The sequence below is a fragment of the Paenibacillus sp. FSL M7-0802 genome, from assembly GCF_038004945.1.
Lineage (GTDB): Bacteria > Bacillota > Bacilli > Paenibacillales > Paenibacillaceae > Paenibacillus > Paenibacillus polymyxa_B.
Genome location: NZ_JBBOSD010000001.1, coordinates 6200212 through 6213706, shown reverse-complemented (window position 1 = coordinate 6213706; position 13495 = coordinate 6200212). Strand labels below are relative to the sequence as shown.

General features: G+C 48.5%; 2 protein-coding genes. Both read left to right on the top strand.

What is annotated here, in order from left to right; all coding sequences use genetic code 11:
- Positions 1-113: 113 nt before the first annotated feature.
- Complete coding sequence (locus MHB54_RS28320; protein WP_264453829.1) at positions 114-11327, top strand: non-ribosomal peptide synthetase; 11214 nt, start codon at positions 114-116, stop codon at positions 11325-11327.
- Between the two features lie 265 nt (positions 11328-11592).
- The gene (locus MHB54_RS28315) at positions 11593-13494 is read left to right on the top strand and encodes a serine hydrolase domain-containing protein (protein ID WP_264453827.1); all 1902 of its coding nucleotides are present in this window, start codon (positions 11593-11595) and stop codon (positions 13492-13494) included.
- The last annotated feature ends 1 nt before the right edge of the window (position 13495 follow it).

Below are 13495 nucleotides of genomic sequence, written 5' to 3'. Positions count from 1 at the left end.
CTTGTCCGACTGCCCTTGCCTGCAAAGTATTCTTTTTCTGACACAACGCTCATGTACGTAACAACGCACCATCCAACCGGGGGAACAGGCCCTGAGAAGCAGGAGGGATGTCATTGAAAGCCTTATTTGAGAAGGAAAAAAATTACTGGAGTCATAAACTGGAATCTGAGGATCATATCATCTGCCTGCCATACACCAACCATGTGTCCAGAAGTACAACTGTAACGAGTTTAAATTCCCATACGTACACACTCACATTTCCAACTGAAATTTCCCAAAGAATATCATCTATAACAGGTGGCGCTCCATGGGCCGTGTTTATGGTCCTGCTTGCTGGAGTAGAGAGCTTATTGCATAAATACACAGGTGAGGAACGTGTGCTGCTGGGCATCCCGGTAGCCAAGTCTGGCAACGGTGCTACAAAGCCGATCAACCATCTGCTTTTATTGAAAAATACGCTGGATTCCAGTACAACCTTCAAAGCTTTGCTGTCTCAAATCAAAACCTCTGTCGGCGAAGCTATTGAACATCAAAACATTCCTTTTTGGAACTATTCTGAATTACTTGACATTCAACGTAATGAGGATGAAAAGCCTCTTATTCACACCACAGTATCCTTGCAAAATATTCATATTTCTGATTTTTTAAATCACGTACAATCTGAACTGGATTTCCAGTTTCAATGGGAACATGAAGCAGTCTCCCTGAACGTAAAGTATAGTAGCGACCGTTATAGCGAGACGACGATTGAGCACTTTGTTGAGCAGCTTCTGCGGCTGTACACTATTGTTTTGCAGCAGCCAGAGTTGGCGATTTCCACAGCACAAGTACTGTCAGAGCAAGAAGTAGAGCAGCTGGTCCATACCTTCAACGATACAAATGTGGATTATCCATGTCATGCGTCTATTCATGAATTGTTCGTGAAACAGGCGAAGCAGGCACCACAGCAGGTGGCGGTAGTGTGTGGGCAAGATAGCCTAACCTATGCAGAATTGAATGAAAAGGCCAACCGACTGGCTCATTCTTTACGTAAGCAGGGAATCCGCACCGAGCAGACGGTCGGCATTGTAGCTGAACGCTCGATCGAGATGATTGTCGGTATGCTCGGAATTCTCAAAGCAGGTGGAGCGTATGTACCCATTGATTCTGATTACCCGGATGAGCGTATACGCTATTTGCTGCAGGATTCCGGTGCGGACATACTGCTCGTGCAGCGAATGGAACATCGGCCCACTGATTTTAAGGGAATGGTGCTTGACCTTAGCGATGCTGCAATTTATGGAACGGATGATGCTGATCGTTACGATCCAATTTTGCCGAATGATCACGGGACGAATACTGATCCGGGATACGTGGACTGCCTAGATCCGTTCTACTCCATTTTCGCCAGTCCCGAACTTGCTTCTACGACAACCATACAACCAGAAACCATGCAACCAAAAGCTACGCAATCAGAACAAGCAGAACAAATACAGCAGGCTTATGCAGCTGGAGAACAACCGAAGGCGAGCGCAGCTGGTCGTTTGGCCTATATTATGTACACCTCAGGGACTACAGGCCAGCCCAAAGGGGTTATGGTGGAGCACCGTAATGTCGTGCGTTTGGTGACAAACACAAATTATGCACGCTTGAATGCCGACACGCGCATTTTGCAGACCGGGTCTGTTGTCTTTGACGCGTCCACCTTCGAAATTTGGGGTGCGTTATTGAACGGTGGACAGCTGGTGCTGGTGAGTCAGGATGTTATTTTGGACGCTCCCAAGCTCAAGGAAGTTGTTCGCAATCACGGCATTACCACGATGTGGCTGACCGCACCACTCTTTAATCAGCTATCCCAGCAGGACTTGGAACTATTTGAGGGGATGCGGGAGCTATTGGTTGGTGGTGATGTGCTGTCCGTACCGCATATTAACCGGGTATTGGAGGCCCATCCGAATCTACATATCATTAACGGCTACGGTCCGACGGAAAATACGACCTTTTCCACCACACATGCCATTACCGGCGTTCAATCGGCATCTGTGCCCATTGGTAGCCCGATCCATAACTCGACGGCATATGTCGTGGACCGTTCGATGCAGCTTCAGCCTATTGGAGCGTGGGGGGAGCTGATCGTCGGCGGTGACGGGGTGGCTCGCGGATATCGCAACCGCCCAGACCTGACGACCGAAAAGTTCATCGACAGCCCGTTCCGTGGCGGCGAACGCTGCTATCGTACAGGGGACCTGGTGCGTTGGAATGCGGATGGGACGCTGGAATATAAGGGACGAATCGACGCGCAGGTGAAAATTCGAGGCTACCGGATTGAGCTGGGCGAGGTGGAAGCACAGCTGTTGAAGCTGGAGGCAGTCCGAGAAGCTGTTGTAATTGCACATGAAGATGAGCAAGGGCAAAAGCTGCTCTGCGCATATGTGGTCACCCATGCGGAAGTAGCGACAAGTGAGCTGCGTAGTGCTTTGAGCCAGGAGCTACCGGGCTACATGGTACCGTCGTATTTTGTACAGCTGGAGCAATTGCCACTGACGCCCAACGGCAAGGTGGATCGCCGAGCGTTGCCACAGCCAGAGGGAGGTGTAAGCTCAGGCGCAGAATATGTACCTCCTCAAAATCAATTACAAGCACAACTGGCTAGCATCTGGAAAGATGTGCTGGAGCTTGAGCGCATTGGGATTAAGGATAACTTTTTTGAGGCAGGAGGACATTCCCTGCGGGCGACACATGTCATATCACTCATCTATAAGGAATTGCATAAAAATGTGCAGCTAAAGGATTTGTTCCAGCATCCGACAATTGAACAGCTGGCGCAGGTTATTGAAGCACTGGAGCAAACCACCTATGAATCCATCCCTGTTACGGAGAATAAGCCATTTTATGCGGTCTCTTCGGCTCAAAAACGGATGTATATCCTCAATCAGCTTGATGGAGCGGGAATTAGCTATAACATACCTGGTGCCCTGACTCTGACCGGTTCACTTGATCACAAGGCACTGGATAACGCGTTCCGTCAGCTTATTGAACGCCATGAAACATTGCGCACAAGTTTTGAGACCATGAACGGTGAACCTGTCCAGCGAGTACATGACGAGGTTCCTTTTCGCATGGAATTGACCTATGCTCACGGAGCTGCCTCAAAGGAAACGGATGAGCTGGTACATAACTTTGTTCAGCCGTTCGATCTGGGGCAAGCTCCGTTATTCCGAGTTGGATTGATTGAAACAGACCCAGAGCATCATATTTTGCTCATAGATATGCATCATATCATTTCGGACGGTACCTCTATAAATGTACTGATTCAGGACTTCATTCATTTATATGCAGGCGACACGCTGCCATCGCTGCGCATTCAGTATAAAGACTACGCCGCTTGGCAACAGAAGCAGCAGCAAAGTGAACGCTACCGGGAACAGGAAAACTACTGGCTCAATACCTTCGCAGGAGAGCTACCTGTGCTTGATCTACCGACTGATTATTCACGCCCAGCGGTGAGAAGCTTTGAAGGAGATGTGCTGGAATTTACGCTTGACCAACGACAAAGTGAAGGCTTAAAAAGCATTGCGGTGCAGACGGAATCGACATTATATATGGTGCTGTTGGCTGCCTATTCGGCTTTGCTTAGCCACTATAGCGGGCAGGAAGATATTATTGTCGGTTCGCCAATTGCAGGGCGGCCCCATGCAGATCTTGGCAGTCTGATCGGGATGTTCGTGAATACACTGGTAATCCGTAATTATCCAGAAGGCGGGAAAACGTTCCGCGATTATGTGTTGGAGGTCAAGGAAAACGCGTTAAAGGCTTTTGAACATCAGGATTATCCGTTTGAAGAGCTGGTGGAGAAGCTGGGCGTGGATCGAGATTTAAGCCGTAATCCGTTATTTGATACCATGTTTGCACTACAAAACATAGAGCAAAAAGAGCAGCAGCTGGCGGGGCTGCAATTGGCATCTTATCCAAGTGAACAAACGGCGGCCAAATTTGATTTGAGTCTGTTCGCAGTGGAGGATGGAGAACAAATTTCCTGTGCTCTTCAATACGGAACTCGGCTGTACAAACGGGAAACCATCGAACGACTGACTGAACATTTGCAGCAGCTTATCAATGCGGTTATAAAACAGCCGGATATCGCTCTTTCGGCTATAGAAATGGTTTCGGCCCAAGAAAAAGAGCTGCTTGTGCAGAGATTCAATGATACGGTAGCAGACTATCCGTATCCACGAGATCAAGCACTGCATGTGCTGTTCGAGGAACAGGTAGCGCAATCACCAGATCGGCTGGCCATCACCTTTGCGGACATGCAGCTTACCTACCGCGAGCTGAATGAACGTGCCGACCGTCTGGCACGCATACTCGCTTCCCATGGGATACAGCGCGGGTCCGAGCCAGAGACACAGCGAGTAGGGATTATGGCTGAACGCTCCATTGAAATGGTCGTCGGTATGCTGGCGATTTTGAAGGTCGGAGGGGCTTACGTTCCCATTGATCCTGATTATCCTGAAGAGCGTATCCGTTATTTACTGGAGGATTCCAGTACGGGGCTGTTACTGTTACAGCGACGTGAGCAGATTCCTTTTGAACCCGGCATTCCGGTCATCGATTTGAGTGATGAACAGCGATGCAATAGCAAATCTGAATGTGACGCTCAGACGGGTGGAACAATTGCGATTACAACAGGGGGATCTTCCTCCGATCTTGCGTACGTGATCTACACCTCTGGTACGACAGGCAAGCCGAAGGGCGTGATGATTGAGCACCGTAATGTCGTGCGCCTAGTGAAAAACAAAAGCTATGCCATGCTTGATGAAAATACACGTATGCTGCAATTGGGCGCAGTTGTGTTCGATGCCTCCACATTTGAAATCTGGGGAACGCTGCTGAACGGGGGACAACTGTATGTGGTAAGCCATGACACTATTCTGGATGCCTCCAAGCTCAAACAGGCAATTGACAAGTATCGTGTTAACACGATGTTCATGACCACGGCTTTATTCAATCAGTATTCGCAGCAAGAAATCGGAGTGTTTGCGTCCTTGAAGGAGTTGCTCGTGGGTGGTGATGTGTTGTCTGTACCACACGTCAATCGTGTGTTGAAGGAGTACCCGCAGCTTCGCCTGGCCAATATTTATGGTCCGACGGAGAACACCACCTTTTCCACCATCTATGACATTACAGAACCGCAAACCCAGGCTATTCCCATTGGACGTCCAATTGATCACTCGACCGCTTATGTGGTCAATCGTTCGTTGAAGCTGCAACCTGTCGGAGCCTGGGGAGAGCTGATCGTCGGTGGCGACGGTGTTGGGCGAGGATATCTGAATCGGCCCGAGCTTACGGCGGAAAAATTTATTGAAAGTCCATTCCGGTCTGGAGAATATTGCTATCGTACAGGAGACTTAGTGCGTTGGCGTGCTGATGGTGTACTGGAGTACAAGGGAAGAATGGATGAACAGGTCAAAATTCGCGGCTACCGCATTGAACTGGGTGAAATTGAAACCCGATTGTCCACGATTCCAGGTGTGAAGGAATCGGTTGTTACCGTGCGGCAGGATGATCACGGACAAAAACAGCTGTGTGCCTATTTTGCAACAGACAGTGAATTGAGCGCCAGCGACTTACGTAACATTTTGTCGCAGGATCTGCCTGGCTATATGGTGCCGTCTTACTTTGTGCAGCTCTCCAGACTGCCTTTGACGCTGAATGGCAAAGTAGACCGCAGGGCACTGCCCGCACCTGAGCACAATCTCGATACAGGTATGGATTATATGGCACCCGAGACGGATGTCCAACAGGCACTGGCTACGGCTTGGGGAGCCATTCTTGGTATCCCGAAAGTCGGAATACAGGATAACTTTTTCCATTTGGGTGGTGACTCCATCAAGGCCATCCAAGTATCGTCCCGCTTGTTTCAGGCTGGATACAAGCTGGAAATGAAGGACTTGTTCAAATACCCGACAATTGCGGGACTAAGCACATATATTCAGCCTGTTAACCGAATAGCCGAGCAGGGCGAGGTTACAGGAAATGTAGTGCTTACACCGATTCAGCGCTGGTTTTTTGAACAGCCAACGGGAGAACCACACTATTTTAACCAATCTGTCATGCTCTATCGTCAGGAAGGCTATGACGAACAGGCACTACGGCGGGCGCTCCATCAGATTACATCGCACCATGATGCATTGCGTATGGTTTTTAGTTTGTCGGAGAACGGATGTACAGCATGGAACCGCAGTATAGAGGAAGGCGAACCGTACCATCTGGAGTGCTTTGACTATAATGACAGCGATGTAAACAAGCAAGATTTGGCGAAGATAATTGAAGCGAAATGCAATGAAATTCAATCTGGTATTTCCCTAAGCGAAGGTCCGCTGATGAGACTGGGGCTGTTCCGTTGCCCGGATGGAGATCATCTGCTGGTCGTGATTCATCATTTGGCGGTGGACGGGGTATCCTGGCGCATTTTATTCGAGGATTTGGCGACTGCCTATGATCAAGCCTCCAAGGGTGAACAGGTGATTCAGCTGCCTCATAAAACAGATTCGTTCCAAACGTGGGCCGAGCAGCTGCACGCTTATGCCAACAGTCCAGCTATGGAACGTGAGCGAGCGTATTGGGGGAAACTTGCACAAGCGGAACTGGCTCCTTTGCCGCAGGATTACGGGCATAACGAGCACGAAAAGCCATTGATTGGCGATAGTGAGTCGGTTACTGCTTTGTGGACACATGCTGAGACAGAGCAGCTGCTCAAGCAGGCCAATCGTGCCTACCGTACAGAAATTAATGACCTGTTGTTGACGGCGGTAGGAATGGCATTGCAAGCATGGAGCGGACATGAGCGTTTCCTGATTAATCTGGAGGGACATGGACGTGAAGCCATTTTACCAGAGGTGGACATTACCCGAACGATAGGGTGGTTTACAAGCCAATATCCTGTTTTGCTCGATATGCCGGAAGAACTGGCACTTTCGCAACGGATCAAGGGTGTGAAGGAAGGACTGCGCGGCATCCCGCAAAAAGGGATTGGCTACGGTGTACTGAAATATTTATCCGACCGTCAGACACAGGCACCGGAGGCATCTCCAGCCATATTTACGACAGATCCCGAAATCAGCTTTAACTATTTGGGACAGTTCGATCAGGATATGAAAGGGAACGACTTGCAATCATCCTCATATGAGGGTGGGATGCCGTTGAGCCCGACCATGGCTCGAACGTATACGCTGGATTTTGGCGGCATTATTTCGGGGGGCCAACTGGGTCTGACGATTAGCTATAGTCGTACCAGCTATAGACCGGAGACCATCGAGCGATTGGCGAAATTCCTGGAATCGAGCCTGCGTGAAATTTTGGCGCATTGCATCCATAAAGAACACCCGGAGCTTACCCCAAGTGATATTTCTTATAAAGGAATGAGTGTGGAGGGCTTGGACAGCCTCTTATCTGAAATGGGTGCTGCGGGTGAGATCAACAATGTATATGCACTGACCCCCATGCAGAAAGGGATGCTGTTTCACAGCCAGCTAGATAGTCAAGCAGCTGCGAATGACGCATATTTTGAGCAGGTTTCTTATGATATGCGAGGTCAGATGGACATTCGGGCTTTTGCAGAAAGCCTGAATATTCTGGTTCGGCGACATGAGGCGCTACGTACACATTTTTATTTTGGCAGAGATACGGAACCGTTGCAGGTGGTGTATCGAAATCGGGATTGCGGCTTTCAATATGAAGATTTACACCATCTGGATGAGGATGAAATAGATACCTGGGTGAAAAATTTCAAGCTACAAGATAAAGCACGGGGCTTTGATCTGCGTCGGGATGTCCTGCTGCGTGTAGCGATTTTACGTACCGGAGAAGACAGCTATCATTTTGTATGGAGCTTCCATCATATCGTCATGGACGGCTGGTGCCTGTCCCTTATAAACAAAGAAGTGTTTGAAAGCTATGCAGCACTTCAGGAGGGCAGAGTACCAGAACTGGCACCGGCAGTGCCGTACAGCCGCTTTATTGAATGGCTGGAAGCACAGGATCGCAAGGCGGCAACCGACTACTGGAGCAGCTATTTATCCGGATATGAGCAGCAAACAGCGTTACCAGCTGTAAAATCCGGTCGCAAGAGTGAAGGCAACACGGCTAGTGATTGGGTGACGGTTTTGGAACGTGAGTTGACCCTCCGGGTGGAGGAGACGGCTAAGCGATATCAAGTGACCATGAATACGTTATTACAAACCGCATGGGGGATTGTGCTGCAAAAATATAACAACCACAGTGATGTCGTATTTGGCAGTGTCGTCTCAGGCCGTCCATCAGATATTATCGGGGTAGAGGATATTATCGGCTTGTTCATTAATACCATTCCCGTTCGCATCCTTAGTGAGGCAGGGGAATCTTTTGCAGAAGTTATGAAGAAAACGCAGGAGCAGGCGCTGGCTTCTCATGCATATGATACGTATCCACTGTTTGAGATTCAGGCATTGACCGACCAGAAACAGGATTTAATTAACCATATTATGGTTTTTGAAAATTATCCGGTAGATGAGCAGGTCGAGGAACTGGGAAGTGACGGGCAGGATACATTCCCGATTTCCAACGTGGTGGCTGCAGAGCAGACTAACTATGATCTGAGCTTAGTCGTTATGCCGGGAGAATGCATCAAGATTCGTTTTATGTATAACGCGTTAAGTTATGATCAAACAGGCATTGAGCGTCTGCATGGACATTTTGTGAACCTGTTGGAGCAAGTTTTGCTTAACCCGAATGTTTGCGTAGAAGAGCTGGAACTGGTTACAGCGGCGGAAAAACAACAAATTACAGGAGAGTTTAATGACACTGCCTGTGCATATCCAAGCAATCACACGATCCAAAAACTGTTTGAGGAGCAGGCAGAGCGCACGCCGGATCATATTGCCGTAGCTTTGGGTCATCAATCATTGACCTATCGGGAACTCAATGAGACAGCCAACCGTTTAGCGCATACGCTGCGTGATGCAGGGGTGAAATCCGATGAACCTGTGGGCATTTTGACGGAGCGCTCACTGGATATGATTACGGGAACACTCGCTATTTTGAAGGCTGGTGGCGCGTATGTGCCGGTAGACCCTCAATATCCGGAGGACCGTATCCGTTATATGCTGGAGGACTCGGGAGCCAAGCTGCTGCTGGCTCAGCAGGATTTACTGGATCGTTGCTATTTTGATGGACAGATTGTCAATCTGAATGAGGATCCGTCCTACAGTGCAGATGCTTCCAATCTGGGTATAGATGGAGCGGGTAGTCATGCTGCTTATGTCATTTATACCTCAGGTTCAACAGGTAAGCCTAAGGGTGTCGTTGTTGAGCATCAAAGTGTCGTGCGCCTTGTCCGCAATACGGATTATGTGCCATTTGATGAATCGACCCGAATGCTGCAGACTTGCGCGTTTGTATTTGATGTATCTACGTTTGAAATTTGGGGCGCGCTGCTGAACGGCGGTCAGCTTGTTCTTGTGCATAAGGATGATCTATTGGACGCGGCCAAGCTTAAAGAGACGATACGGGATCATCGCGTCACCATGATGTGGCTGACCACTCCGTTATTTAATCAGCTTTCACAGCAGGATAGTAAACTTTTCGGCGATGTGAAGTATTTGCTGGTTGGTGGTGATGTTTTGTCTGCACCCCATATTAACCGGGTCCTGCGCGATAATCCGGACATCAACATCATTAACGGCTATGGGCCAACGGAAAATACAACCTTTTCGACGACGTATCACATTACGGAAGAACAGCTGGATTCTGTGCCGATCGGACGCCCCATCCGCAATTCGACGGCGTATGTAGTGGATTCGTCATTTAACCTGCAGCCGGTCGGAGCTTGGGGTGAGCTGGTTGTCGGCGGAGACGGAGTTGCACGTGGTTATCTGAACCGTCCTGAGCTGACGGCTGAGAGATTTCTTGCTAACCCGTGGGTGGACGGAGATCGCCTGTACTGTACGGGAGACCTTGTTCGCTGGCGTGAAGACGGCATACTGGAATACGCTGGACGGATTGATCAACAGGTTAAAATTCGCGGTTACCGGATTGAGCTGGGCGAGGTGGAGGCGCGGCTGGCAAGTGTACCGTCCGTGCGGGATAGCGTTGTTATCGCTTTGCGGGATGGAGCGGGTCAGCAGCAATTATGTGCTTACTTCACCGCCGATGAACAGCTGACCATCCGTGAGATTCGAGTTGCGATGTCGGCCAGTCTGCCGAGCTATATGATTCCATCCGCATTTGTACAGCTGGATCGGTTTCCGCTGACGACAAACGGCAAAATCGACCGCAAAGCTTTACCTGTGCCGGACAAAGGGCTGCACACGGGTATAGAATATGTCGCACCGCGAACTGATGTGGAACAGTTGCTGGCAGCCATTTGGCAGGAAGTACTTGAAATTCCACAAGTGGGTATCCACGATGACTTTTTCACGTTAGGTGGACATTCCTTAAAAGTACTGGAGCTTATACGCAAAGTTCACCTTGCTACAGATATTGAGCTTCCCATCCGTAGTGTTCTGGACTTCCCGACTATAGAAGCGCAGGCGCTCACATTATTGAAAGCCGATCTGGAGTACAAGGCCGATAGTCCAATCATTCGGTTGAATGAACACGGTCCGATCTCCATCTTCTGCTTTCCTCCTATGCTTGGATACGGGCTGTCGTTCGCGGAGCTTGCGAAACAACTGGATCAGGACGCAGTCGTGTATGGGTTGGAGTTCGTAGATGATGCTGCGGATGAGCAGGCCATGCTGGCACGTTACGTTGATTTGATCGTCAGCACGCAAGCGCAAGGTCCGTATGTGCTGCTTGGTTATTCCATAGGTGGTAATCTGGCGCATAAGGTTGCTGACACACTGGAACGTCAAGGTCATACTGTATCCGATATTTTTATGCTCGATTCGGTCAAAAGGGCGGAAGCCCTGCCCTTCACAGTTGAAGAAACAGAGCATGAAATTCATGACATGCTGGAACAGGTTCCCGACTCCTACCGTGAGCTGTTGAATGAAACGTACCAACGTAAAATGATCGCTTACGCGGTATATGGCAACCAGCTTGTGAATACAGAGAGCGTTCAGGCGAATATTCACGGCTTTGTCGCCGTTGGATCGGAAACGGTCAAGGGTACAGGAGATAATCGACTTTTATGGAAAGACGCTACACAAGGTAGCTATGAAGAGCATAGCTTGATTGGCAATCATTATGAACTGCTGGAACCCGGATTTATCGAGGAAAATGTAAAAAGTATCCGTGCCACAATACAAAAGATAACTCGGAACACGGACAAAGACATGACACAAGACTTGGCACATCATAAATCTTGAAAATCTACGGTCGATGATGTAACGAACTGAATCACTAATTTTTAATCTGTAACACATGAATCCTGATCGACAGGTAAGAAGCCTTCTGCTTACGCGACTCGATCAGGATTCGCTTTATTATGTGCACTCCCGCGATGGGAAGTGCGATGATTCCATAGCGCCATGCTGATGGCTTCCATACGGAGTATAAATATCTGCTCGCTATGCAATCACCGCACGGTTCAAATCATTAAATCAACTTCATACGTAAGGATGGTACTTCAATATGAAGAATAAAGGCTTTTGCTACCTATCCACATTTTTAGCAGCGTTGTTTCTCTGGAACCTGCTCATTGCTTCGGCATGGGCAACAGACAGCATAACACCTGATTCATTGGAAAAAACAGTGGACAATATTATGAGTACAGAATTGGAAAAATTGCATATTCCGGGGGCTGCAGTCGTCGTGACCCAGGAAAACCAAATCCTTTTTAGTAAAGGCTATGGATATGCAGATCTGGAGCGGAAAGTGGCATTTGATCCAGCAAAGACCATTGTTCGTGTCGGCTCTCTAACCAAATCATTTAGTGCAAGTGCCACGATGCAGCTGGTTGAGCAAAACAAGCTTGATTTGAATGAAGACGTGAACAGCTATCTCCACAGCTATAAAGCTACGCAATACCAAAATCAGCCTTTCAATTTGCATCAGCTTTTGACACATACCTCGGGATTGGATGAAGCGCTGTACAACATTAACAGCTCAACTCGGGCAGGCGTTTTGCCCACAGAGCAGTATCTCAGCACGTATTTTCAAAATCAGCCTCCCATCCGCAAACCTGGAATTCAGTATGATTACAGCAATGTCGCCTACGGTCTGATCGGTAATATCGTGGAGCAAGTAAGCGGTCAGGGACTGAATGATTACCTCCGTACACATCTGTTCCAGCCGATGAATATGCCCAGCGCGACACTGGAATTGCCGTTAAATCATCCTGCACTGGCCCAGTCGTATCAGTGGAAGGATGGAGCGTATTTGAAACAGCCTTTGTCGTATATCAATCTGCCGGGAGCAGGAGCGTTGAACGTCACACCCAACGAGTTTTCCCATTATCTGATCACTCATTTAAACCAAGGCAAGTATGAGGGCAAAGTGGTGCTCCAGCCACATACGGTAAAAGTGATACATGCGCAGCAATTTGCAGTCGATGCACGCCTGGATGGCGTGGGCTACGGATTTTTTCGGGGTCATTTGGAGACGGGAGTACCTATGCTGTGGGCTACCGGGGAAATTGATGATTTTATTTCTGAGATGGTATTGATTCCGTCCCAAAAGATTGGTATTTTTGTGATCATTAATTCAGCTGACACGGACACCCTGCTTCATGGAAAAGTCATCCATGCGATAGCCCAAATGCTGCCCTCAGAGCCGCAGGCCGTTTCGCAGTCACTAGCTCGCTCTTCCACACAAGTGAAACTTTCGCCAGAGATCGAGGGCGTATATCAGGTGGATTCTAATCCTGTTCATGGTTGGGGAAAATGGATTCGGATACTGGGAAGCATTACATACACCGTGCGGATTCAAGATGATCATACGTTAATTGTTAAAGGAAAACACCCAAATGAGAATGAAGCAACAGACAAAGTGTTTCAAGCAGCAGGTGATGGATTGTTTGTGGAAAAGGGGGGCCAGCTTAAAATTTTGCTGTATCAGGAAAACGGTACTTGGATGATGGTTGCCCCAGACAGTAAGACCATGAAGCAGACGACACTTTGGCACCGTACCTGGACTCTGCTTGTCAGCTACGCTGCCGCCTCCTTATTTTTCATCACAACCTTGCTGATTTGGATCGTAAGATATGTGATCAGAGATATCCGTAAAACGAATAATCACATTTCGTCCAACCTTGCATTCATTGCGTCACTAAATTCGATTTTTCTCGGGGTGCAGGTCATCTATGGTAACAATCAGATAGTGTATGGCTATTCCGCCTGGTATATCTGGGGAATTTGCACGTTACCGCTCATTTCAGCTCTCATTGCCGTATGGGTATTGATCGTGAATGGCGCAAAGCTGATTACAGGGGAAAGGAGACCCCGGGCTGCTGGGAAAATCCTATTTGCGGTACTCACATTGCTGCATACGGTGTATCTCTTTTATTGGAATTTACTTCCTATTCATTATTCCTAAA